This is a genomic window from Amycolatopsis umgeniensis (genome assembly GCF_014205155.1).
Taxonomy (GTDB): Bacteria; Actinomycetota; Actinomycetes; order Mycobacteriales; family Pseudonocardiaceae; genus Amycolatopsis; species Amycolatopsis umgeniensis.
Genome location: NZ_JACHMX010000001.1, coordinates 4,766,109 through 4,790,834, shown reverse-complemented (window position 1 = coordinate 4,790,834; position 24,726 = coordinate 4,766,109). Strand labels below are relative to the sequence as shown.

The following is a 24,726-nucleotide window of genomic DNA, read 5'->3' as shown; positions in this document are numbered from 1 at the left end:
GATGTGTCTCGTCGAACATTCAGCTGCCCGTTATGCCGTTTTTCGGCTCCGGCAGATGGGCCGCGGTGATCTCCGCGTCGACCGTCCAGCCGAGCGTCAGGTACAGCGCCCGTCCTTCTTCCGTCGCGACCAGCACCGCCCTGTCCGCCCCGGCGGCGACAGCCACCTCGTCGAGCCGTCGCATGACGAACCGGCCCAGCCCTCGCCGCTGGTGCTCGGGCTCCGTCACGACCTGATCGACCACCGCCGTGCCCCCGGCGATCGCGACCCGGCCGGTGGCCGCGCGCGAGCCGTCGGGCGCGCGCACCACGACGTCCGTGACCACGCCGTCGCCGACCAGCTCCGCCCGGTACGGCTCGGGCGCGGCCATGACCGGCCGCACCGCGAGCGGAGTGCTCATCAGGTACTCCGGCGGACCGACCTCCCAGTTCGGCGGCACCGTCTCCGCCACCTCTTCACGCGAACCGCTCACCTTCAGCCAGGTGCCGGGCTCGGTCAGCGCGCGAGCCCGGCGCGCGACCGATCCGGTGTCCGCCAGCACATACCTCACGCGATGCCCCGGACGCCCGACATCGAGCCGGTAGCCGTCCGGTTCGGCCACCGGGACCCCGACGCCGCGGGAAAGCGCCCACCCGTGCACCCATGCCTTGATCAGCCCTGCCACCCCAGTCATCATTCGATGATGACACCGGCCACCGACATTTCCGGCCGGTTCGCCGAACCTGCCAGGATGAGGCCGTGGCCGAGGACGAGCGCGAACAGGTGTGGAGCACGACGGTCGATCATCTGCGCACGATGATCGACTCGGGCAGGCTCCCCGCCGGGTCGAGGCTGCCGGCCGAGCGGGCGCTCTGCGAACAGCTCGGGATCAGCCGCGGTTCGCTGCGGCAGGCGTTGCGGGTGCTGGACTCCATCGGCTACGTGCAGGTGCGGCCGGGTTCGGGCACGTACGTCCGCGAGAACGTCGGCGAGCAACCGCTCCGCACCTGGTTCTCCGAGCACGAGCAACTGGTCGAGAAGCTGTTCGACCTGCGGACCACCGTCGAGCCGACACTGGCCGAGCGGCTCGCGCTCGATCACACGCCGCGGGTGCTCGGGCGGCTGGAAAGCACCGTCGACGAGATGGACCGGGCCGCGGCCGACGGCGACATGCTGCGCGTGATCGCGGCCGACGCGGAATTCCACCGGGTGATCGCGGGCAACGCGGGCAACGACGACGTCACCGATCTGCTGCGATCGGTCCTCTCACTGGTCGGCGAGGAGCGTCGGGCGGCACTGCGGCTGCCCGGGCAGATCCGCAAGGCCGTCGACGAGCACCGCGCGATCCTCGAGGCGATCCGCCGTTCGGACGCGGAGGCCGCGCGGGAGATCACCCGGCGGCATCTGCTCGACGCCAAGACCTACGTCCACGACTACACGACCCGGGATTGACGCTTTCTTGACGGCGGGACCTGCTCCACGCGAGTATTGTTTTCAGAAGTTTGTGAAACTTCTGATGGGGGTGTGCGGTGGAGAAGGTCCGGTTCACCGAAGAGAAGGCGACGATGCTGGCCACGCTGTACGGCCGGGCGCTCGACGCGCGCAGTGAGCGGCCGGTGCTCGGCGACAAGGCCGCGGACGAGGCCGTCAAGCAGATCGACTACGACTTCGGTTCGCTCGGTGTCGACGGCCAGCTCGGACTGACCGTCGCGCTGCGGGCCAAACCGATGGACGACTGGGCGGCGGACTTCCTCCGGGAGCATCCGGACGCGACCGTCGTACAACTCGGCTGCGGGATGGACAGCCGCGTGTACCGCCTCGACCCGCCGCCTTCGGTGCGGTGGTTCGACGTCGACTACCCCGAGGTCGTCGATCTGCGCGGCCGGATCTACCCCTCGCGGGACGGGTATCGGACCATCGGCTCGTCCGTGACGGACTTCGGGTGGATCGACGAAATCCCGTCGGACAAACCAGGTCTGGTGATCGCGGAGGGCCTGACGATGTATCTGCGGCCGTCCGAGGGCGAGGAATTGCTGCGGCGGCTGATCGCGCGTTTCCCGCAGGGCGGCGAAATGGTGTTCGACACGTTCAGCAGGCTGGGGATCAAGCTGCAGAAGCTGAATCCCGTGGTGCGCAAGGCCGGGGCGACGCTGTACTGGGGCATCGACTCGATTGCCGAACTGGAGGACCTTGGGCTGACGCTGGTCGCGAAGCTCGACTCGACGGATTACGCGACGCCTGAGGTCAAGGATCGGCTTTCGTCGTCGTTGCGGGCGCAGTTGTGGGTCGCGGGCCTTTTCCCGGCGTTCAAGAAGATGGGGCGGATCCTGCGGTTCCGGTTCTGAGGGGGCCGGAAGCGTGACTCGCGTGATTGGGGACCGCACTCGCGTGATTGGGCGCGGAACTCACGTGATTGGAGGCGGAACTCGAGTGTGCGGCGCCTGATCACGTGAGTTCCGCTTCTGATCACGCGAGATGCGGGTCTGATCACGCGAGTTGCGTCCCGGCTCCGGGCGGGCGGGCGCTCACCGCCGCGTCAGCGTGATTCCAGCACCCGCTCGACGAATCGGTGCAGCTTGTCCTCCAGCCGGAGAACGCGTTCCTCGAGCGTCAGCGTTTCCGACGGCTGCGGCACGTCCGGCTTCAGCTCGCCGCGGATGTACTGGCTGCACGCGAGGTTCGCGCACGTGTAGATGCCGAGCGTGTTCCCCTCCCGCCCGAGTTTCCCCGCGCGGCGGCCGGAGAACAGCGCGATGTCGGACAGCGGATGTGTCGTCGTGCACAGGCCGCACATGTTGCTCAGCAGGACACGGCCCTTCGGCCGGGGCGCGGCGCGAAGGGACAGTCCGACGGTTTCCCCGTGGTAGGGCAGCACGAGATACGCCCTGGAGGTGGCCTTCGGATCACGCCAGCCGAGGAATTCCCTTTTCTCCCAAGGGATTTCTTCGGGCCGGGCGGGCAGGGTGACTCCCTTGGCCTCGCCGCGCGTGCAGTTCACGAAGGACGCCCTGATCTCGTCCTGTCCCAGCGGTTCCATACCGGCACCGTAGCCACCGCACCCGAGAACCGGCCAACCGTTTTCCGGCGGAGGTCATACGATCACCGGGTGCGCGGGAAGACGATGTCGAGCCGGTTCCGGCTGGTGCTCAGGACCAGTCTCGGTTTCGCCGCGCTCGGTATCGGGTCCAGTGTGTGCGGTGCCGGTGTGGTGGCGTTGCTGCTGCTCCTGCAGGGCCTGCCGAGCGAAGTCGGCGACAGCGGCTGGATCCTCGGGGTCACCGCGGCCGGGATCGTGGCGCTGTCGCTGGTGGTCGGCACCCTGTGGACGGCGTGGCTGCAGCGGCGCACGGCGGTCTGGTTCGTCTTCGGCCGCCCGCCGACGAAGGCGGAGGCCGCGCGGGCGCTCCGGCTCCCGGTCGACATGGGGATCGTGAGCGGGACGCTCTGGCTGATCGGCACGATCGTGCTCGGGTCACTCGCCAGGGTGCTCGGGTCCTGGATGGACGCGCTCGGGATGGCGCTGGTCATCGGGCTCGGCGGGCTGACCACGGTCGGCCTCACCTATCTCGCCGCGGAGTGGGTCGCGCGGCCGGTGATGACGATCGCGCTCAAGGTGACCCCGCCGAAGGGGTCGCTCAAGGTCACCGTGCGGACCAGGGTGATCGTCACCTGGTCGCTGGCGAGCGGTGTCCCGTTCCTCGGTGTCCTGCTGGTCGCCACGCCGCCGGACCTCGGCCAGGGTGACCACGTCGCGAGCCTGATCATGCTTTCGGTGATCGGGCTGGGGGTCGGCGCGATCGGGACGGGACTGCTCGCGAAGGCCGTCGCGACCCCGCTGCACCGGCTCCGGGTCGCGCTCGACGAGATCGCGCGCGGCAACAAGGACATCGTGGTCGACGTCGACGACTCCAGTGAGATCGGCCTGCTGCAGACCTCGGTCAACGACCTCGCCGCCGGACTCCGCGAACAAGAACGGATGCGGGACCTCTTCGGCAGGCACGTCGGGGACGAGGTCGCCCGCCACGCGCTCGAGTACGGCGCCTCCCTTTCGGGTGACGTGCGCGAGGTGACGGCCCTGTTCGTCGACGTCGTCGATTCGACGGCCCTGGCGAGCCGCACCCCGCCCGAAGACCTGGTGACGATGCTCAACCGGTTCTTCACCAGCGTGGTCAACGCCGTCGGCGCCCGCGGCGGGCTGCTCAACAAGTTCCAGGGTGACGCCGCGCTCTGCGTCTTCGGCGCCCCGACACGGCTCGCGGACGCGCCGACGGCGGCGCTTTCGGCCGCGCGCGCGATCCGGGACGCCGTCCAGGCGACCGGCGAGCTGGACCTCGGCATCGGGGTCGCGAGCGGGCGGGTCTTCGCCGGTCAGCTGGGGACGAGCAGCCGGTTCGAATACACCGTCATCGGCGACGCGGTGAACGAGGCCGCGCGCCTCACCGAGCACGCGAAGTCCGCCGGCGGCCGGATCCTGGCCAGCGAAGCGGTGCTCAAGGCCGCGCTGGAGAGCGAGCGCGCGCACTGGGAGCCGTACGCGGAGCTCGAGCTGCGCGGGCGCCAGGAGCCGACGCACGCCTGGGAGGCGAGCGCGCTCAGCCCGGAATGACGTCCGGCCAGCGCAGCAACGTCGAACCCCAGGTCAGACCGGCTCCGAAGGCGCCCATCACGACGCGGTGCCCCGGCTGGAGCGACCCGTCCTTGACGGCGTCGGCCAACGCGATCGGGATCGACGCCGCGCTCGTGTTGCCCACGTTCTCGATGTTCGAGTACATCACGTCCTCCGCGAGCCCGAGCTGCTTCGCGCAGGTCTGCAGGATGCGGATGTTCGCCTGATGCCCGATGAACCGGTCGATGTCGCCGACCACCCACCCGGCGGTGGCCAGGACCGCGCGCGCCGACTCGGCCATCCGCGCGCACGCGTGGCGGAAGACGGTCTGGCCCTGCATCACCAGATAGTGGTCACGCGGGTCTTCCGAGCGGCGGTTCTTCGCGCCGCCGGCCTCGACCCACAGCAGCTCCGCGAGCTCCCCTTCGCTGTGCAGGTCGAAGGCGCCGAGCGCACCGAGCTCGTCCGCGTCACCCGCGCGCAGCAGGACGGCGCCCGCGCCGTCGCCGAAGATCGGCACGGTGCCGCGGTCTTCGGGGTCGACGAGCGAGGTGAAGACGTCCGCCCCGATCACCAGCACGCGCCGCGCGATCCCGGCGGCGATCAGCCCGGCGCCGGTCGCGAGGCCGTAGATGAACCCGCTGCACACGGCGTTGACGTCGAACGCGGCCACGCCGTTCAGCCCGAGCTTGGTCGCGACCTGCGGCGCGCTGGCCGGGCACAGCTGGTCGGCGGTCGACGTCGCGAGCACGACCGCGTCCGCCTCGGCCTCCCCCGCCGACGCCAGCGCGCGGCGCCCCGCCTCGACGGCGAGGTCCACAGTGGACGTCCCGGGGTCGACGACCCGGCGTTCGGCGATACCGGTCCGCGAGCGGATCCACTCATCGGAGGTGTCCAGCCGCTGGGCGATCTCCTCGTTGCCCACCACGCGCGGAGGCAGCCAAGAGCCGAGACCGGCGAGAACGGCCGCCTGAGATGAGGGCACCAAGAAATCCTTTCGCGGGGAAAAAGAGAGGTCTGCCATTCACTTGTAAGCGCTACCATTCAGTAGACCCGTCAGTTGTGTTCCGGGTCACAATTCGAAGAATCCTCACCGCCCCCGATGGGGTGATCCACGCCGCCCCGCGGCGCGAACAAAGATCAGGCGTCCCGGAGAGTCGTCCGGTTAGCCTGACCGGGTGCACACACCCGACCTCGACCGCCTGGACGTCGCCATCCTCGCCTGCCTTCAGTCCGACGCCCGCACGATCGCCGAGAGCATCGGCGCGAAGGTGGGCCTGTCCGCGGCCGCCGTGCAGCGGCGGATCAAGCGACTGCGCGAGACCGGGGTGATCGAACGCGAGGTGGCGGTGCTGTCGCCGCAGGCGCTCGGGCTGTCGATGACGTTCGTGGTGATGGTCGAGATGGAGCGGGAGAACCTCGCGGTGCTCGACGGGTTCCGGCGGCAGGTCCTCGCGGACGACAACGTCCAGCAGTGTTACTACGTCACCGGCAACGCCGACTTCGTGCTCGTGGTGACCTGCCGGGACATGGCGGACTTCGAGGTGTTCACGCGGCGGATGTTCTTCGACAACCCGAACGTGCGGCACTTCACGACGTCGGTGGCGATGGACAGGGTCAAGACGGGACTGACCCTGCCGCTGGACCCCCTGACCGGGGGCTGAAGGGGCCTTTCCCCGCGTCCCATGGGGCGAAAGCGTCCTTCACCGCGTCACATGCGGGCATGGCACCCTTCGGCTCCCCAGGATCCAAAAAGGACAGTCCTCAGTGGAACGTTGCGTCATGCGCAACGCCAGGTGGGCTCCCCGGCCTCGTCACCACGGGTATCGGCCCGAACGCAAGGGGTCTGTGCCCGGCGTTACACCACTATGGACATATGCAGCCGATAGCGTGAACGTGGCCATAGTCGCGTCATTCGCCCCGTACCCGGCCATCTCCCCCTCGAGACGAAAAAGTTCGCGCCGCGCGAACCACGAGAGCACCGAGGAGTGGCCGTGCACACCGACGCAATTCACCAGAGCCAGTTCGTTCTGCTGAACAACAGCAGCACGCCCGTTCTCTCCCGCCTGTCCTTCCACGTCGCCGAGCCGTACGCGGTCACCGTGGCGTTCCGGACCGAGCGCGGCCGGTGGGTCGAGTGGACCTTCGCGCGTGAGCTGCTCGCCGCCGGTCTCACCGACCCCGCCGGACTGGGCGACGTCCGCGTCCGCCCCGACCTCTCCGAGGACGAGGCCATGTTGACGCTGGAAATCGAGTCACCCGACGGTTATGCGTCGTTCGAGCTCGAGCGTGAGGATGTCGAGTCCTTCCTCGGCTCGACCTTCGAGCTGGTCCAGCTCGGCTCCGAGAGCGAGTACTTCGACGTCGAGGCGCTGATCGAGGAAATCAGCAACGTGTAAGACCCAAGCCACCGCTCCCGCGGTACGAAGACGAAGGGCGGCCCGAGTGCGCTGGAGGCACTCGGACCGCCCTTCGTCCTGTTCGGCGGCCTCGGCGACCGGGAGGGGTTGATCAGCCGAGGACCAGGGAGGTTCCGGTCGCGGACAACGCCGGCCGGACCGGGAAGAAGTACGTCACCGAGCTGTTACCGCCCGACAGCATGCCCTGGGCCTGGTTGCCCGCGATGAACGATCCACCGGAGTCGCCGGCCTGGGAGCGCACGTTGGTGGCGGTCATGCCGTAGACCGTGCCTTCGGCGTAGCGGACGGTCTGGTTCTTGGCGCCGACGGTGCCGCAGGTCCAGCCGGTGGTCGAACCCGATTTGCAGACCGAGGCGCCGGTGGCCGCCACGTTCGAGCCGCTCACGCGGGTGCCGTTGTTGATGATGCCGCGCGGCGTCCAGTTGCTGTTGACCCGGACGCTGGCGTAGTCGTTGCTCGGGAAGCTGACCCGCGAGAACGAGCCCATCGCGACCCGGTTGGAGCCGGTCACCGTGCCGGGGCCGCAGTGTCCGGCGGTGAGGAAGCCGCCGTTGACCGAGAAGCCGATCGAGCAGCGCGAAGAATTGTTGATGTAGTAGGCGTCGCCACCGCGGACGTCGTACTTCAGGGTCGGCACCGAAGAGGTCTCGACCACCGTGACGGCGGCCTTGTCCACACCGGTCTTCTCCAGGTACGAGTCGACGACGCCGCTCTCGCCCGGCAAGACGTTCAGCGTGACGCGGTTGGTCTTGGCGTCGACGCCCCAGCCGGTGATCGCGCCGTCCGCCGCACGCTCACCCGCGTTCAGTTTGTCCACAGTGGAATCGAGGTGGGCCGCCGAGAAGCGCACGAGTTCCGCTTCCGCGCCACTGGCGAGGACCTGGCCCAGTTTCGCCGCGTCCGTGACGCCGACGCGGAGCTTGCCGGTGGCCTCGTTGTAGCTCGCGCCGCCGAAGCTGCCGGCGAGCGCGGAGGCGAGTGTCTGTTCGAGCGTGCCGGCGGCGGTCTCGCTCTGGATCCTGGCGAGTGCCTGTCCGGCGGTCAGGCCGAGGTCCCGTTGCAGGGCGGGAACCATCTCGGCGTTCAGCAGGGTGTCCGAGGACGCCGCCGCGGGGGTACCCGTGACGAGCGCGCCGGTGGCCAGTGCTGCCGTGGCGGCCACACCGAGGAGCTTCGTGATCTTCATGCTTCTCCCTCGTCATCACGCACGGCTCCGGTTCGCCATGCGATAGCCCTCCCCTGACGGGTGAGAGTTCTGGAACGGGGCAGGGCCCGCAATCCGGATCGGCGCGGGATAGGTATACCCATTCTTCGGGAACCGAATCCGCTGCTCCAGGGGCGGTCACCTAGAGCAGGCACCCGTACGGACACGTCCGTAAGTAGGGATTCCTGTGAATACCTTGCGTAGTCATGGCCACCCCCTGAACGTGGGATGAATCGCCGGATCGGGTTTCTGGCCGATGTTTCGAGCGTCCGGTGATTTTCCAACCGACGATCCGTCAGCCAACCGGTGACGGTGCGTTCGCGGACGGCCTAACGGGGTGCCCGTGCTGTCCGTGTTGGGTGGTTTACGACCAGGTAGGCAGTGCTTAGGCTCCGCAGGACAACGCACAAGATCGTGTCGGGCTCAGCGGGAACTCCCAACCGAGGAGCGCATGATGTGGCTTGCCACCCCTCGCCCGACCTCGGTTTCGGTCCGCGCCGGATCGACGGCACTCGTGGGCCGCGACGTCGAGGTCTCGGCGATCGTGAAGATCCTGCTGCGCCGTCCCGCCGCCGTGCTGATCGAAGGCGAACCGGGGATGGGCCGCAGCAGGTTGCTCGAAGAGCTGGCCGGACGCCGTGAGTTCGCGGCGGGCCGGGTGCTCTCGGGTGCCTGCCAGCCGATGCGCGAGCCGTTCCCTTTCGGACCGGTGCTCGAAGCGCTGCGCTCGGCGGGCGACCGGCCGCTCGGCCCGCTCAGCCCGGTCGCCGGGGTGCTGAGACCCCTGCTGCCCGAACTCGCGGAAAGCCTTCCACCCCAACCGGAACCGCTCACCGACCCGTGCGCCGAACGGCACCGCCAGTTCCGCGCCGTCCGTGAACTCCTGATCGCCTGCGGGCCCGCGCTCGTCCTGATCGACGACCTCCAGTGGGCCGACGAGGGCACCCGTGACCTGATGCGGTTCCTCGCCGCCGCCATGCCCGCCGAACTGGCCGTCGTCGCCGCGTACCGGACCGGCTCGTCGTCGAGGCACGGCGGCGCGGGCATCCCGTTCCGCACGCCGCCGAACGTCCAGACCGCCCGCGTGACACTGGGCCCGCTCGACGTCGAGGCCGTCGGGAAACTGGCCGAGGAGCTGCTGGACCTGCCGAGGGTTTCCGCGCCGTTCACCGCGAAACTCCACGAGAGCACCGCCGGGATCCCGTTCGTGGTCGAAGAGACCCTGCGGGCGCTGCGGGACGCCGCCGGACGGCTGCCGATCGGCGAAGTGCTCTCGGACCGGCTGCTGGAAAGCCTCGAAGTCCCGATCTCCCTGCGCGAAGCCATCACCGAACGGCTCGAAGGACTGCCCGAACCCGCGGTGCGGCTGGCCGGTGCGGCGGCGGTGCTCGCCGTCCCGTCCGAACCCTCGGTGATCGGCGAACTCGCCTGTCTCTCCGGCGACAGGCTCCGCGCCGCCCTTCTGTCCACTTTGGATGCCGGTGTGCTCGGCGAACTCGGCGGCGACCGGTACGGCTTCCGGCATCCCTTGGCGCGCAAGGCGGTCTACGACACCATCAGCGGTCCGGAACGGACCTTGCTGCACTCGCGGGCCATCCAGGTGCTCGCCGAACGGCCGGTGCCCCCGCTGACCCAGCTGGCGAACCACTCGCGCGCGGCGGGGCGGACCGAACAGTGGCGTCACTACGCCGAAGCCGCCGCCGACGAGGCCATCGCCCAAGGCGACACGTCACGCGCGATCGACCTGCTCCAGTCCGTCCTGGCCGAGGCCGGGCTGGGCGAGGACGACATCGCCCGGCTGGCCACGAAACTCAGCCAGGTCGCGCTGCGCGGCTTCCGCCCGGACGTCATCGAGACACTGGAACGGATCCTCGAAGACCTCACCGACCTGCGTCCGAGCGTGCGCGGGACGATCCGGCTCAGCCTCGGGATGCTGCTCGTCCGCACGATCGGACGGCTCGGCCGCGGCCGGGTCGAGGTGGAGAAGGCGATCACCGAACTGGTCGACGAGCCGGAGCTGGCCGCGCGCGGGATCAACCTGCTCGCGCAGCCGATCGACGGGCTGACGCCGTTGTCCTGGCACGAGGTCTGGATGGCGCGCGCCCGCGAGGTCTTCGACCGGATCGAGGACCCGGAGCTGCGGCTCGCGCTCCTCGGCGACCGGATCTCCACTCAGGCCCATATCGGCGACGGCTCGGCCTGGACCGAGTTCACCCGGCTCCCGGACCAGGGCAGCGGCGTCGCCGAACGCGTCCAGCTCGCGCGCCTGTGGTGCAACCTCGCCGACGCGCAATCCTGGGCCGGGCATCTCACCAGGGCCGAAAAGCTGGTCACCGAAGGGATCCGCCGCGCGACCGACGCCGGCGCGCTCTACGCCGCCGGGCTCGCGCAGGGCACCAGGGTCCGGCTGGACTGGGTGCGCGGTGACTGGTCCGGGCTCGCCGAGACCACCGAGCAGCTTCGCGACGGCTACCCCGACCTGGGCCCGATCGTCATGGAGTCCTCGCTCGTCCTCGGCGGGCTGGCCGCCGTCCGCGGGGAATTCGCCGCCGCGCAACGACATCTGACCGCGGCGGGGGTGCACGCGCCGGAGCACGGGCCCATCCCCGTCGTCCTTTCGGCGGCGGGGGTCCTCATCCGCGTGCTCCTCGCGACGGAAGACGTCGACGGGGCGTGCGCGACGGCCGACAACGCCGTCGCGGCCGCCCGGCGCAAGGGCGTCTGGGTGTGGGCGGCCGGGCTGGTCCCCGCCGCGGCCGAGGCCTACACGCGGGCCGGGCGCTGGTCGGAGGCGGACGCCGTGGTCGAGGAGTTCGCCCGCGGCGTCGAAGGCAAGGACTCGCCGGTCTCCCGGGCCGCGCTGCTCGCAGGCCGGGCGATCCTGCTCGACGCGCGCGGCAAACACCCCGCCGCGGCAACGGTTTTCGACGAGGCGGCGGCGGCCTACGAGGCGCTGCCGATGCCGTACCAGGCCATCGGCGCCCGGGAGCGGGCGGCGCTGTGCCGGCTCAACGCGGGCCGTCTGAACGCGAGCCGTCTCACCGCGGGCAACCGCCCCGCGATCGAAGAACTCGCGGCGGCCGCGGAGGCCTACGAGCGGCTCGGCGCGACCAGGGACGCCGGCCGGTGCCGCCACCAGCTGCGGGAGCACGGCGCGTGGGCACCCTCTCAGCGCGGCAGGCGTGGCTACGGCCAGGAGCTTTCGCCGCGGGAACTCGAGGTCGCGAGGATGCTTTCCGACGGACGGACGAACCGGGAGATAGCGGACGGACTGTTCCTTTCCCCGCGTACGGTGGAACAACACGTCGCCAAGGTTCTGCGGAAACTCGGGGCCCGATCGCGAACGGATGTGGCCCGCCGGATGACGACCTACGCGCCCGCGGCGGTCGACCGGTAACCTCGCGGCGAACAGCCGTTATTCCTTTAGGGGCAAGAAAAGTGCCCGATCGGGCATTGTGATCCATTCCATCGGGTCGAGCGGTGTCGGTGTGGTTCCGTACAGTCATGCGCTGTGCTAGTTTGTTTTGGCCATTAACAAAGTCGGCCCCCTCTATGCAGGTCAGCCGATCGTGACGGGGCTTGGCCCCCGCGAGGGAGTAGCGCAGAAGCATGGCTGAGCGAGCCGATTTCGCGCTGGGGACGGTCGAGGCGACAGTGGTCGGGCAGGCGCTGGGCGTCGACGTCCGATTGTTTCCCTTGCGCGTCCGCAACACTTCGATCGACCCGGAGCGCTACACCGCGGTCATCCGGAAGGTCTACACCGATCTCGAGCAGCGCAGGCTCTCGGTCAACGGCGAGCTGAGCCCGGCCATCCGGACCGCGTTCGCGCTGCTGGCGAACCACCGGATCACGGTTTCGATCAACGGCATCGACGGGATCGGCCAGGACATCGCCGTCCTCACCCTCACCGACGGCAGGCAGGCGCTCGGCATCACGCAGGCCCACGGGGAAGACGACCTCCAGTTCGCGCTCTTCTCCGACGAAGAGCTGGTCGAGGTCCTTTCCGGTGTCCTGCCCCGGATGCGCCCCGCCTCGACCGGCCGCCGCACGATCGTGCAGAAGGAAGAGCGCGCCGTCTCCGCGATGACAGCGCGCCGCCAGGCCGAAGCCGAGTTCGACGAGGAGGAGACCGACGCGTTCGGCAACCTCCAGTTCACCGGCGTCGTCCGCGCCAGGACCGAGGCTCCGGCCCCGCGCAACGACGAGAGCGACATCGAGGTCCTGGAAAAGGTGCTGTCCGGGACCCGTCTCGGCGGCGGGCACATCATCGTGAGCGGGATCGGCCGCCGCGGTGAGCGGCTCCGGTCCACGCCGTTGAGCTGGCTCGACACCGAAGACGGCCGGTACTTAGTCTGGACTGAGACCGACGAAGCCTCAGGCGCCGTGATCGGTCACTACGACCCGGCCAGTCAGGCGGGCGTGGCGAACTCGATCCGGGAAGCCATCGCTGACATCTACTGACCTTCCTGAACCCGGCGAGAGGATCCTCCGTTGACCGAGGAAGCACAAGAACTGAAGCCGGCCATGGCGTGGGCACCGACGAAGATGCTCGCGGGCGTGGAACTGAAGCGTATGGCGGTGCAGGGCGGGTTCGCCGTCGACGAGAGCACCGGCCAGGAGATGATCCGCTCACTCCAAGGTGTGATCGACAGCCTCGAGGAGCGCTGGAGCGCGCTGAGCAAGCTGCAGAAGTCGCCGCCGATGAGCTCCACCGCGACCGCGCAGTGGGTGTCCCAGCACATGCACGGCACCGCGACGGACGCGCAGGGCCTGCTCACCCAACTTCAGGCCGCCCGCGCCGAATTCCCGACCTACGTCGAGGCGATCGAACTCGCGAAGAGGAACTACCGGGAACGCGACAACGAGAACCAGCGCAACCTGAAGCGGATCGACACCGAGATCTAGGAGAGACCCGTGACCGAATCCGCGGAGAAGACGGCGAAGGTCTCCGACCCGAACTCGCCCGAGTACAACAAGCTCGACCCGTTCTACGACGTCACGGCCGACTCGTCGTCCCAGTACTACGTGGGGCCGCTGGCCGACAAGGCCGCCTCCGGCGACGAGATCCGGGCCGGGGCCTCGGCCGGGACCGATGTCCTCTTCCACCTCCTCGGCTGGGGTGACAAGGCACTCGACGGCGTAAAGGACAAGTTCACCCAGAAGGTGTACGAAGGGCAGCTGGAGAAGGCGCGCGAAGGTCTCGAGAAAGACCTGGAGATCCGCAAGCCCGGCGAGCCGCCGTCCACGGTCTGGGGCAACGCCACCCACGAGCAGATGCAGGCCGCGATCGCGGAGAACGCGGATTCGGCCGCGGTGGGCGAGACCTCCGAGGAGTGGGTCCGGGCGGGCAACGACCTGGCGAGCCACCAGCGCAACCTGGCGAAGGCGATCAACGCGAGCACGGGCAACTGGCAGGGCGAGGGCGGCGACGCGGCCCGCGAACACCTCGCCGGTGTCGGCAAGTGGCTCGGCTCGACCGCGAACGGCGCCACCCTGACCGGACGGCAGCAGCAGATCCACTCGCAGACGCTCAACGAGACCCAGAAGCTCATGAACGCGAACCCGCCGGTGGCGTTCAGCGTGCAGGAGGCCAACGCCAACCTGCAGACGATCAAAGACCCGCAGCTGTACATGGCCCAGCTCGGGAAAGACCTCGGCACCTTCAAGAAGCAGCAGGACGCGCGCGACCAGGCCGCGAAGGTGATGACGGAGTTCGACACCACGGTCGGCTCGGCGATCGCCACCCCGGCGTTCCCCGCTCCGCCGAAGCTGCCGACGGCGCAGGCGACCAGGCAGATGCGGGGCACTCCGATGTCCGGCGGCGGTGGCGCGTCGCCCGCCTCGCTTCGCGACCACATGTCGCCCGACGGCGCGGACGGCACGCAGAACCCCAGCCCCTTCAACGTGGGCTCGGACGGTACGCGGCCGGACGGCATCGCGGCTTCGCTCGACGGCTCGCCGCAGGGCGGGCCCGGTGGCGGCCCGGGTGGCGGTCCCGGCAGTGTGTCGCCCTTCAACTCGCCGAACGGCGGCCCTGGCGGCGGCTTCCCCGGTGGCGGCGGTCCTGGCGGCGGCCCTGGCTCGAACCCGGCCATGCCCAACATCTCCATCCCGAACGGGCCGACCGGTGGCGAAACCTACCGTCCCCCGGCGGCGAGCTATCAGCCGCCGAACCTGCCGAAGATCGACGACACCACGCACACCACGGGCTACACGCCGCCGTCCGTGACGCCGCCGTCGTTCACCCCGCCGAACATCCCCTTCCCCGAGTCCGGCGGCCCGCGCCCCGGCGGCGGTCTCCCGTACAACCCGCCGAACATCGGGATCCCGAACATCCCGGGGCCCAACGGCGGACCGAACCAGGTCCCGCCGAGGATCCCGCCGATCCCGCGCCCGAACATCCCCAACTTCCCGGACCCCGGCTCGTCCTACAAGCCCACGCCGTACACCCCGCCCAAGATGCCGAACATCCCGAACATCCCGGGTGGCGGCACCGGCGGTAGCGGTTTCGGCGGCGGCAGTGGTGGCAGCGGCTTCGGCGGCGGCAGCGGTGCCGGTGGCTCGGGCGCCGGCGGTCTCGGCGGCGCCGGGAAGATGACCGGCGCGCTCGGCATGGGCGGCGCCGCGGGCGCGATGGAGGCCGAGGCGGCCGCGGCCCGTGCGGCCGGTGCCGGTTCCGGCAAGCCGGGCACCCCCGGTGGCATGGGCCCGATGGGTGGCGGCATGGCGCCCGGCGGCAAGGGGAAGGGCGAGGACGACAAGGAGCACAAGGCCGCCGACTACCTCGAATCCGACGACCCGTCCTTCTTCGCCGCCGACGAGATCGTCGCACCGCCGGTGATCGGTGACTGGAACAACAAGGACTGGAAGTGACGGCTTCGTTCGAAGTCGATCCGGACGACCTGACCGCGCACGCGAGCCATCTCGACGGGCTCGTGGACCGTTTGGACACCGCGCACGGCGCGACCGGTTCGGCGATGTCGTCGGACGCGTACGGCCTGCTGTGCGCGTTCCTGCCGCCGATCGTCAACCCGACCGGCGAACGCGCGGCGGAGGCGATCAAATCCGCCGCGGAAGGGATCCGGGCGACGGCGGACAACGTCCGCACCGCCGCGAAGTCCTATGTAGAGGGCGACAAGAACAACGCGGAACCGTTCAACGCCGATTTCAAGGCCTTGGACATCGGAGGAAAGAAGTGACCCGCCCGAACGAGCTCGGGGATCTCATCAGGGACCCCGACGAGGCAGAACGCAAGTTGGACCAGTGGGCCCAAGGTCTCGAGGACAAGGCTCAGCGCTACGCGGCCGCCCAGGAGCGGACAGAGCAGTTGCGGCTGTCCGCGTCCAGCTCCGACGGCGCCGTCAAGGTGACCGTCGGGGCGGACGGCGGCGTGACGGGCCTCGAATTCGGCAACAAGGCGAGGACGTACCCGCTCGAGGAGCTGTCGCGGCAGATCCTCGCGACCATGCACCAGGCGCAGGCCGGGATCGCGGGCCAGGTCGCCGAGGTCATGCAGGAAACGCTCGGCGACGAGGACCAGGAGACCCGGTCGCTGATGATCGGCACCCTGCGCAGCCGCTTCCCCGAAATCGAGGACGAAGAGCCTCCAGCGGACGACGCGCCCCCGCCACCGTCCGCCGAGACCCCGCAGGCGCCTCGTGAGAAGCGCCACGAAGCGCCGGAAGACGAGGGCAACTCACCCTGGTGAGACCGTCGTTCCTGAACATCGAAGAAGGTTTGTGTCTTGGGTAACCCGCTGGTCGCTGACGTAAAGGACTCGACGAAGGCCTACACCGGCTCCTCTCTGCTGGAGTCGGCGTTCGATCTGAAGTCGGCCATCGAAAGTGGCGATTGGGCTTCGGTGGCGCTGGGCGCGGTCGGGACAGCGCTCGACGCGCTGTCGATGGCGATGGACCCCTTCGGCGCGATCCTCGCGAACGGCGTCGGCTGGTTGATGGAGCACGTCGGGCCGCTCAAGGAAGCACTCGACGCGCTGACCGGCAACGCCGACGAGATCAACGCGAACGCCGAGACCTGGAAGAACATCGCGACCGAACTCGGCGCGGTCGGCGCCGATCTGGCCGGGATGGTCTCCGCCGATCTGCAGAGCTGGACCGGGATCTCGGCCGACACCTATCGTGACCGGGCCAAGGACACGGCCACCCTGCTGGAAGCGGCGAAGGAAGGCTGCGAAGGCGCCTCCAGCGGGGTGAAGACGGCGGGCGAGGTGGTCGCCGCCGTGCGCGCGCTGGTCCGCGACATCATCGCCGAGCTGATCGGGCACATGATCAGCTGGGCGCTGCAGGTGCTGTTCACCCTGGGCATCGGGCTGACCTGGGTGGTCCCGCAGGTGGTCAACGCCGTGGCGAAGACCGCGAGCAAGATCGCGAACCTGACGAAGAAGACCGTCAAGGCGCTCAAAGCGCTCATGCCGCTGCTCAAGCGAGCGGACGACCTGTTCGCCGACGCGGCCAAGGCGATGAAGAAGTTGCAGCCCGGAAAGGGCGCGCCCGGGCCCAAGCCGAAGAAGCTGGACGAAGGCACGACACCCAAGGGCAGCCCCGACGGCGACAAGGGCGGCGGCACGTCGCCGTCCGGCGCACCGCCGAAGAACGATCCGCCGCCACCGCCTCCGAAGAACGACCCGCCGCCTCCGCCGAAGAACGAGACCCCGGACGGGCCGACCACGCCGTCCGGGAGCCCACCACCTCCGCCCAAGGACCGCGGCGCCCCCAAACCGGAGCCGGACAACCGGATCAAGAACAACAACAACGATCCGGGCAACGGGGTCCCGCCCAAGAAGCGCCCCGACTGCGGTGACCCTGTCGACGTCGCGACCGGCTCGATGATGCTGACACAGGACGACGTCGTGTTCGCCGGTGTCCTGCCGCTAACCGTTTCGCGGACGCATCTGTCGTCGTACTCGCTCGGCCGGTTCTTCGGTTCGTCGTGGGCGTCCACTTTGGACCAGCGGATCGAGGTCGAGGACGACGGCCTGCATCTCGCGCTCGCCGACGGGTCGCTGCTGACGTACCCGGTCCCGTTGTCCGACGCCCCCGTCTACCCGGCTTTCGGACAGCGGCTCGCACTGTCCAAAGTGGACCACGGCTACGTCGTGTCCACTCCGGACGGAATGCTGCTCTTCTCCGGCGACGGGGACACGCTTCCGCTGCGCGGGATCGCGGTCGGCGACGGCCACCGGATCTTCCTGCGCTACGACGACAACGGCGTCCCCCGCGAACTGGAGCACACCGCGGGATACCGCCTGCTCGTCGAGTCGAAGGACGGTCTCGTCACCGCGCTTCGCCTGCCCGGCGCGGAAACCGCGATCCAGAGCTACCGGTACGACGAGCGGCGCCGTCTGGTCGAGATCGTCGACGGCGCCGGTTCGCCACTGCGGTTCACCTATGACGCCGCGGGCCGCATCGTGCGCTGGGAGGACGTCAACGGGCGCTCGTACGGGTACGGCTTCGACTCCGAAGGCCGCGTCGTCCGCGCGCAGGGCACCGGCGGCTTCCTCGACGTCGACATCGAGTACGACCGGGAAAACCTGGTCACGTCGGTCACGAACTCGCTCGGCCACGTCACCCGCTACCAGCTGGACGAACTGCACCGCGTCGTCGCGGAGACCGATCCGCTGGGCAACACCACGCGGTACGAACTCGACGTCTTCGGCAAACTGCTCAGCCGCACGGACGCCCTCGGCCGCACGACGCGGTGGGAAATGGACGACGAGGGCAACGTCGTCACCGTGATCCAGCCGGACGGCGGCCGCGCGCTCGCGGAATACAGCGCGCTGAACCGGTGGACCAGCATGACCGGACCGGACGGCGCGGTCTGGCGCCGCGAGTACGACGCGCGCGGGAAGGTCGTCCGCGCCACCGATCCGACCGGCGCCACCACCACCTACGGATACGACGAAGCGGGCAACGTCGCGGTCGTGACCGACGCGCTCGGCGGGGTCACGCTGATCGAGTCCGACGCGGCGGGCCTGCCGGTCTCCGTCACCGATCCGCTCGGCGGCGTCACGCGGTTCACCTACGACGAGTTCGGGCAGACCAGCTCGGTCACCGACCCGCTCGGCGAGGTCACCAGGATGAAGTGGGACGGCTTCGGTGAGATCGCCGAGCAGATCGAACCCGACGGCTCCGTATGGCGCTGGAACCGCACCACCGAGGGCTCCAGCGACGAAACGGTGGACGCCCGCGGGCTCTCGGTGCGCACCGAGTACTCGCAATTCGACCTGCCCACCGCCGAAATCGGCCCGGACGGCGATCGGCTGTCCTACTCCTACGACACCGAGCTTCGGCTGGTGTCGGTCACCAACGAACACGGCCTTTCCTGGCACTACGAATACGATCCCGCCGGGAACCTGATCAGCGAAACCGACTTCAACGGCCGCACCACCCACTACGGCTACGACGCGGCGGGGCAACTGATGTTGCGCGCCAACGGTCTCGGCCAGACGGTCGCCATCGAACGCGACGCGCTCGGCCGGGTCGTCAGCCGCCGGGCGGGCGACGACGTCGCCACGTTCACCTACGACGCGGCCGACCGGATGACCTCGGCGCGCAACGCGCATTCCGAGGTCACCATCGCCTACGACGCGCTGGGCCGGATCGTCGCGGAATCCCTGAACGGCAGGGCCGTCCTCTCGGAGTACGACGCCGCGGGCCGCCGGGTCAGCCGCCGCACCCCGTCGGGCGCCGAGTCGTTCTTCGCCTACGACGCCGCGAACCGTCCTGTCGCGCTGCGGACCGCCGGACGCACCCTGCGCTTCGAATACGACCCCTCCGGCCGGGAAGTGCTGCGACGGCTGGAGGGCACGCCTGTCGAGCTGCGCCAAGGCTGGGACGCTTCGGACAGGCTGACCTCCCAGACCGTTTCCAGTGGCCGGGGTGTCGTTCAGCACCGCGAGTACGGCTACCTGCGGGACGGGCTCGTCTCGTCGATCTCGGACCTGATCTCGGGACCGCGTTCGCTGCGGGTGGACCGCGCGGGCCGGGTCGTCGACGTCCAAGGGCAGGGCTGGCGCGAGAGCTACGGCTACAACCTCGCCGGCGCGATCACGCAGGCGGGCTGGCCCGGCGCGGATCCCGCCGTCGGACCGCGGCACTACCAGGGCACCCTGGTGACCGGAGCCGGTTCGACGTCGTACCTGCACGACACCGAAGGCCGCACGATCGCCCGGCGCAAACTCGGGCGTGACTGGTCCTACCAGTGGAACTCCGACGACCGGCTGACCGGTGTTGTCACGCCCGAGGGCGAGCGGTGGCTCTACCACTACGACGCGCTCGGGCGGCGGATCGCGAAACAGCACCTCGACCTCCACGGCCGGATCCTCGAACAGATCGACTTCGTCTGGGACGGCTCGAACCTCGCCGAGGAGCTTCGAGGCGGCACCGCCGTCGTCTGGGACTGGGAACCGGGCACGGAACGGCCGATCACCCAGATCGAACGGATCCCGGGACAGGACGCCCGCTTCCACGCCATCGTCACCGATCTCGTCGGCTCGCCGAGCGAACTGCTCGACGAAGCGGGCAACGTCGCCTGGCATCTGCACACGTCGTTGTGGGGCAAGGTGCTTTCGCCGCCGGGGCAGGCGTACACGCCGTTGCGCTTCCCCGGTCAGTACCACGACCCGGAAACCGGGCTGCACTACAACTTCAAGCGCTACTACGACCCGGACACCGGGCGGTACCTCTCGCACGACCCGCTCGGCCTCGAACCGGCGTCGGACTCGCTGGCCTACGTCGGCAACCCCACGGACATGATCGACCCGCTCGGTCTCGTCGCGACGAAGCCTCAGACAGGCCCATGCCCCAAGGCGATCGCCAAGGCCGCCGCCAAGAAGAAGAGGTCGCCGGGCAACCGGGTCACCAAGCCGACGCCGACGCCGGGACCGAAGAAGCCGCGGCGTCCGCCGCAGAGCTACGCCGACGGCACGCACGGCGCGAAGAAGCGCGAGCAGAACCGGCTCACGGGGAAGTACGACAACGAACTCAAGGCCGACGGCCGGGAGAAGGTCTCCGGGCAGTCCCACGAGTCCGAGCACCCGATCCCCTACGAGGCGATCGGCCGCGGCAGTGGCGGCGCGCGGGGTTCGAGCCACGCCCAGAAGGACATCGAGAACCACGCCTGGGCCTACCAGGAGGCCAAACCCGCGCACGCCTCGCACCAGGGCACCGGCAACAAGGGCACCGAGGGCGGGTCCGGCTTCACCGGCAAGTCCTACCGCGATGCCGAGCGCAACGCGATCGAGGCGGGCGACCCGAACACCGCGATCCAGCTCAACCAGCTCGACTACGCCTTCCAAAAGCCGTTCAAGGACACCAACAACACCCTCGACGGCAAGATCGCGGACGACTCGTACCACAAGATGATCGACGACGCGCACGCCAGCGGGAAGGGCCTCACCTACTCGACCGGCCCCGGGACGACCGCGACCACCCCGCCGCTGTCGGATCTCGACCGCCGGGAACTGCACCTGACCCGGGACGCCGTCCGGGACGGCGAGTGGCCGGATCAGGTGAAGCGGTCCTACGACGACGACCTCAAGGACATCCACGACGCGACCTACAAGACGCCGACCAAGGAGGACTGGGACAAGCTGGACGCCGGCGGCTTCGGTCCTCTCGACACCGGCAAGAAGAAGGATCCCAACGCGATGGACACCGACTGACCTCGTCGCGTTCAGTCCTCTGGATGCGGTAGTACCGCATCCAGAGGACTAAACGCGGGCTGGTCCGGTGGCCACGGCGACGCGTTTCCAGTGGCCACTCGATGTGGTCGGTGAGGGGTGTGTGGAAATAGGGACGTTGGATGTCCCTATTTCCACACACCCCTCACGTCTTCGGCGGTCCGTCTGTCGTGACCGGACCGGTCAGCCACGAAGGACGCCCCTCGGTCCTGATCAGGCACGGTCTCGGGTGTCGCGAAAGCCACTTTCGGGACGTCTGATGTCCCGAAAGTGGCTTTCGCGACACCAAACGCGGGCGGGTCAGGCGGCGGCGAGGGAGACGACGCGGTTCCGGCCGTTCCGCTTCGCCTGGTAGAGCGCGGAATCGGCCACGTGCAGCAGCCGCTCCAGCACGGTCCCGCCGGACGGGTAGACCGCGACACCGATCGACACCGATAGCCCCCGCACGGTCCGCGGTCCCGAAGCCGTCCCGACCTCGACCTCGATGTCCATCACCGCCTGCCGGACCCGCTCGGCCACGGGGATCACCTCGGTCTCCGTCGCTCCGGGCAGGAGCACGACGAACTCTTCGCCGCCGAAGCGCCCGACGGAGTCGTAGTCGCGTACATGCTCGGAGATCGTCGTCGCGACGACCTTGAGCACGACGTCGCCCGCGAGGTGGCCGTAGACGTCGTTGACCTGCTTGAAGTGGTCGAGATCGAGCATCAGCACGCCGAGTTTGCTCTTCGCCCTGGCCGCCGACGAAAGTTCCCGCTCGCTCAGCAGATGCCACGCGTGCGCGTTGAGCACGCCGGTCTTGCCGTCGATGTTCGCCGCGATCTCGAGCTGCCGCACCAGCACGCTGCGGTGCAGCACCAGCACCGGCAGCAGGACGAACGGGACGAGCGCGGGCGCGTGCACAATGCCCAGCGCGGTCGAGGTCCCGAGCACCAGTGTGGTGACTTCCAGCAGGTTGTCGTCACCGCTGCCGAACAGCGAACGCGGCGACCGGGCCCCGGTGTGCAGGTAGACCGAGAGCGCCACGATGAACGCGTTGGCCGCGGTGAACACGGCCGCCGCCTCGACGATCCGCAGCGACCCGGTGAACCCGACGGGCAGCCCGTTCCAGCCGGCGACGATGACTCCCGAAGCCAGACAAGAGAGGACGATCGCCGCCGCGCAGTACACCACCCGGTAGGCAGGGCGGTGGCTCATCCCCCGCCACACCCGGAGCCAAAGATGCAGGTAGATGAGCAATCCGAGGGCGAGCGCGAGCCCCGACGGCAGGACGAGCACCCCCGCGAACGTCCACACCGAAGTCATGTTGATGTGCGGCCGGTCACAAAGTGTGCGCCGAAGCCGTTCCACCGAACGGGAAAGCTCGGCCTGCAGGAAGGCGAGGCCGAGCAGTGATCCAAATCGGACGAATTCCGTAATCTCGTAGTTCGATCGGAGCAAGGCGATTACGGCGACTGCCGCCGCAAGTCCTTCCACGATAAGAAAAACCGCAGGTACGCCACGTGGTCCGGACCATAACTCCCAGCGTCCCACCCAGGCTCTCAGACGTGTGCCGGCCCCTTCTCCGGCGAGTTCCACATCCCCCATAATCATCGTCACCGGTCCCCCTTCCGTACATATTTCAATGTATCCGAGGTAGTACTGAGGGTGGCTCGCGTGAATTCCGGAACACACAGATGGAGCAGTGGGAGGGAGGACCATCATGAACGGTCGCGAGGACTGATCCCACCAATTCAGCCGGCTCGGCTCCCGGCCGGGAGCCATACATCCGACCCGGTGGCGATGGCGCGTTTCCACGCCATCGCCATCGGGCCCGCCGTGGCGACGGCGACCGCCGCGGCCACTCCGACGGCCACGAACGGACCGGTCAACTGGGCGAGACCGCCCGCGAGCATGATCCCGATTCCTTGCACCGTCACCAAACTCGTCGAGGTCAGACCCATCACCTGCGCCCGGACGCCGTCCGGCACCGCGCGGGCCATCAGCGCGACGGCCTGCAAGTGGTACGGCGCCGCGCAGGCACCGCTGAGCCCGATCAAGACGAGGCAGACGGGCAGCGGAGGATGAAAGAAGACAAAAAGCAAAGGAACGACGGATGCCAGGGCGAGAATGCCCACGATTCGCGTTTTCCGCCGAGCGGGTACCCATTTCGTGAAGATCCACGATCCAATTACCGAACCCACCGGATCCGCCGCGAGAATGAGACCGACCGCGAAACTCCCCGCCCCGAGTCCGACGGCGAGCGGTGCCGCGAGCCCTTCCGGCGCGATGGCGAATCCGGCGAGCATCTTGAGCCCGAACAGCACCCGGATTCCCTTGCCCCGCCACAGTTCTCGGGCGCCTTCGCCACTGAAAGCCCTCGCCACCCGGCTTTTCACCGATGATTCCGCGACGGCGGGCGTCCTGCGACGGACCCCAGTGGACACGAGCAGCGCCGAGACCACAAAGGTCACCGCGTCGATCACCAGTCCCCAGGAGGGCGTCACGAGCCCGATCACCAGTCCGCCACCGCCGAAACCGGCCAGCTGTGCCGTTTGGATGGTGATCGTGCGGACCGCGAGCCCGGCGACGTACCGCTCGCCTTCCAGGACGTCCGGGAGCAACGCGAGTTGCGCCGCCCGGAACGGTCCGCCCGCCATCGTCAGGATCACCAGCAGTCCGGCCAGTACCGGCAAGGGCATCCCCGGCACCGCCATCAACGCCGCGAGCGCCGCCCGCAGCAGATCGCAGACGATCATCACCGTCCGCCGCGAATACCGATCGGCCAGTCCGGCGAACAGGGTGCCGCCGATCAGCGTCGGCAGATACGTCAGCCCGTAAGTGAGCCCCGTCAGCCCCGCCGACGCCGTTCTTTCCCAGACCAGCACCGACAACGCGACCCTGGCCAGCTGGTCACCGGCCTGCGAAAGCGCCTCGGCCGCCCATAACGCGCGGAACTCCCCGACGGCGAACGCCGCCCTGAATCCGGTGCCCCGTGCGGAATCCCCCTCTTCCATGAGCCCCTCCCCTTGGCTCACGGTAGTGGATCACTTCCGCTGTGTCAGCGGCCATCCGGCCCACGATGCCGGGAAGTGTCCATTGTGGAGAGATGGTTCCGGGAGGTCAGCGGCGGTAGCCGTACCCCATCATCCCCTGCGCCATTTCCATCGCCAGCGAACTCGCCACGGCGGGATTCATCATGCTCCGGAAACCCTCCGTGACCTCGTCCGGCGATCCGGTGTCGGAGCGTGGCTGTTCCGTCGGCCGGGGCTCGGCGGGCGGCAGGGCGACGACCTGTTCCTTCGCGGGCTTCTTCTTCGTCGTCGTCGCGGGCACTCGCTGCTTCACGGTGACCGGGACGTAGACGGTCACCGGGGCGGCCTGCGGCGCGGGCTGCGGTTGCGGCACGGCCTGCTGGGTCGCCACGGCGGGCAGCGGCGGCTCGGGCAAGGCGGTGTCGTCGACCGGCGCGAGGGTGAACGTGCCCGCGAACCAGCCGATCGCGAGCAGCGCCACCCCGGCTCCGCCGACCAGCCAGGACCTGGCGCGGCGATGGATGACGACGGCCTTGGGCCGCAGATCCTTGTCGACGACCGGATCGCAGACCGGGGTCCGGACCGGCATCGGTTCGGGCTCGGGTTCGTTCTCGGGGCTGCGCCGCCGTTTCGGCAGGCTCGCCGCGATGATCCCCGTCCGGTCCAGCAATTCGGCGGTCTCGACGGGCAAGCTCGCACAGAACGCGGCATCGGTCGGCGTACGGCGCTGGGCGGCGCGCGGCATGGGGACCTCCGGAAGGGGAATCACGAACTTGAGCATTGTGGTGCATTTCCGACGCCGCCGT

General features: G+C 69.1%; 19 protein-coding genes. 12 read left to right on the top strand and 7 right to left on the bottom strand.

Annotated features, from left to right (window positions below; genetic code table 11):
* Nucleotides 1-19: 19 nt before the first annotated feature.
* Nucleotides 20-664, bottom strand: coding sequence for a GNAT family N-acetyltransferase (locus tag HDA45_RS22495; protein WP_184905919.1), 645 nt, complete (start codon nucleotides 662-664; stop codon nucleotides 20-22).
* Nucleotides 665-738: 74 nt separating this feature from the next.
* Between HDA45_RS22495 and HDA45_RS22490 the strand changes: the two genes are divergently transcribed.
* Complete coding sequence (locus HDA45_RS22490; RefSeq protein WP_184898404.1) at nucleotides 739-1,431, top strand: FCD domain-containing protein; 693 nt, start codon at nucleotides 739-741, stop codon at nucleotides 1,429-1,431.
* A 77-nt stretch (nucleotides 1,432-1,508) separates the two neighbouring features.
* On the top strand, nucleotides 1,509-2,324 hold the full coding sequence (locus HDA45_RS22485) for a class I SAM-dependent methyltransferase (RefSeq protein ID WP_184898402.1): 816 nt from the start codon (nucleotides 1,509-1,511) through the stop codon (nucleotides 2,322-2,324).
* A 191-nt stretch (nucleotides 2,325-2,515) separates the two neighbouring features.
* On the opposite strand, the gene HDA45_RS22480 is transcribed toward HDA45_RS22485, so the two are convergent.
* The gene (locus HDA45_RS22480; protein ID WP_184898400.1) at nucleotides 2,516-3,016 is read right to left on the bottom strand and encodes an FBP domain-containing protein; all 501 of its coding nucleotides are present in this window, start codon (nucleotides 3,014-3,016) and stop codon (nucleotides 2,516-2,518) included.
* 84 nt (nucleotides 3,017-3,100) lie between these two features.
* Between HDA45_RS22480 and HDA45_RS22475 the strand changes: the two genes are divergently transcribed.
* Complete coding sequence (locus tag HDA45_RS22475) at nucleotides 3,101-4,585, top strand: adenylate/guanylate cyclase domain-containing protein (RefSeq protein ID WP_184905917.1); 1,485 nt, start codon at nucleotides 3,101-3,103, stop codon at nucleotides 4,583-4,585.
* Here the strand turns inward: HDA45_RS22475 and HDA45_RS22470 are convergent.
* A complete protein-coding gene (locus tag HDA45_RS22470; protein WP_184898398.1) occupies nucleotides 4,572-5,609 on the bottom strand; it encodes a beta-ketoacyl-ACP synthase III in 1,038 nt (345 codons plus the stop codon). The two genes, HDA45_RS22475 and HDA45_RS22470, sit on opposite strands and share 14 nt — an antisense overlap.
* Nucleotides 5,610-5,763: 154 nt before the next feature.
* Between HDA45_RS22470 and HDA45_RS22465 the strand changes: the two genes are divergently transcribed.
* Together HDA45_RS22465 and HDA45_RS22460 are read left to right on the top strand one after the other, a co-directional pair.
* Nucleotides 5,764-6,249: an Lrp/AsnC ligand binding domain-containing protein gene (locus HDA45_RS22465; protein WP_184898396.1), complete on the top strand. Its 486-nt coding sequence runs from the start codon at nucleotides 5,764-5,766 to the stop codon at nucleotides 6,247-6,249.
* 330 nt (nucleotides 6,250-6,579) lie between these two features.
* Entirely contained in the window at nucleotides 6,580-6,984 is a 405-nt protein-coding gene (locus tag HDA45_RS22460) for an SsgA family sporulation/cell division regulator (RefSeq protein ID WP_101613663.1), read from the top strand.
* A 112-nt stretch (nucleotides 6,985-7,096) separates the two neighbouring features.
* Here HDA45_RS22460 and HDA45_RS22455 read toward each other — a convergent pair whose 3' ends face one another.
* Nucleotides 7,097-8,191, bottom strand: a complete 1,095-nt coding sequence (locus HDA45_RS22455) for a S1 family peptidase (RefSeq protein ID WP_184898395.1) — start codon at nucleotides 8,189-8,191, stop codon at nucleotides 7,097-7,099.
* A gap of 472 nt (nucleotides 8,192-8,663) precedes the next feature.
* On the opposite strand from HDA45_RS22455, the gene HDA45_RS22450 reads away from it, so the two are divergent.
* From HDA45_RS22450 to HDA45_RS22420, 7 genes are all read left to right on the top strand, one after another.
* Complete coding sequence (locus tag HDA45_RS22450; RefSeq protein WP_184905915.1) at nucleotides 8,664-11,606, top strand: helix-turn-helix transcriptional regulator; 2,943 nt, start codon at nucleotides 8,664-8,666, stop codon at nucleotides 11,604-11,606.
* Nucleotides 11,607-11,818: 212 nt separating this feature from the next.
* On the top strand, nucleotides 11,819-12,670 hold the full coding sequence (locus HDA45_RS22445) for an ESX secretion-associated protein EspG (protein WP_184898393.1): 852 nt from the start codon (nucleotides 11,819-11,821) through the stop codon (nucleotides 12,668-12,670).
* A 30-nt stretch (nucleotides 12,671-12,700) separates the two neighbouring features.
* On the top strand, nucleotides 12,701-13,114 hold the full coding sequence (locus HDA45_RS22440; protein WP_184898391.1) for a hypothetical protein: 414 nt from the start codon (nucleotides 12,701-12,703) through the stop codon (nucleotides 13,112-13,114).
* Nucleotides 13,115-13,123: 9 nt separating this feature from the next.
* Entirely contained in the window at nucleotides 13,124-15,082 is a 1,959-nt protein-coding gene (locus tag HDA45_RS22435) for a hypothetical protein (protein ID WP_184898389.1), read from the top strand.
* On the top strand, nucleotides 15,079-15,408 hold the full coding sequence (locus tag HDA45_RS22430) for a type VII secretion target (protein ID WP_184898387.1): 330 nt from the start codon (nucleotides 15,079-15,081) through the stop codon (nucleotides 15,406-15,408). The genes HDA45_RS22435 and HDA45_RS22430 overlap by 4 nt, the downstream gene beginning before the upstream one ends.
* Entirely contained in the window at nucleotides 15,405-15,917 is a 513-nt protein-coding gene (locus HDA45_RS22425; RefSeq protein ID WP_184898385.1) for a YbaB/EbfC family nucleoid-associated protein, read from the top strand. The genes HDA45_RS22430 and HDA45_RS22425 overlap by 4 nt, the downstream gene beginning before the upstream one ends.
* Nucleotides 15,918-15,953: 36 nt before the next feature.
* Nucleotides 15,954-20,891, top strand: a complete 4,938-nt coding sequence (locus HDA45_RS22420; protein WP_184898383.1) for an RHS repeat-associated core domain-containing protein — start codon at nucleotides 15,954-15,956, stop codon at nucleotides 20,889-20,891.
* A 318-nt stretch (nucleotides 20,892-21,209) separates the two neighbouring features.
* On the opposite strand, the gene HDA45_RS22415 is transcribed toward HDA45_RS22420, so the two are convergent.
* The 3 genes from HDA45_RS22415 to HDA45_RS22405 form a co-directional block, all read right to left on the bottom strand.
* Entirely contained in the window at nucleotides 21,210-22,346 is a 1,137-nt protein-coding gene (locus HDA45_RS22415) for a GGDEF domain-containing protein (RefSeq protein WP_221471210.1), read from the bottom strand.
* A 293-nt stretch (nucleotides 22,347-22,639) separates the two neighbouring features.
* Nucleotides 22,640-23,902, bottom strand: coding sequence for an MFS transporter (locus HDA45_RS22410; RefSeq protein ID WP_184898381.1), 1,263 nt, complete (start codon nucleotides 23,900-23,902; stop codon nucleotides 22,640-22,642).
* Between the two features lie 106 nt (nucleotides 23,903-24,008).
* Complete coding sequence (locus tag HDA45_RS22405) at nucleotides 24,009-24,665, bottom strand: hypothetical protein (RefSeq protein WP_246480760.1); 657 nt, start codon at nucleotides 24,663-24,665, stop codon at nucleotides 24,009-24,011.
* Nucleotides 24,666-24,726 lie beyond the last annotated feature (61 nt).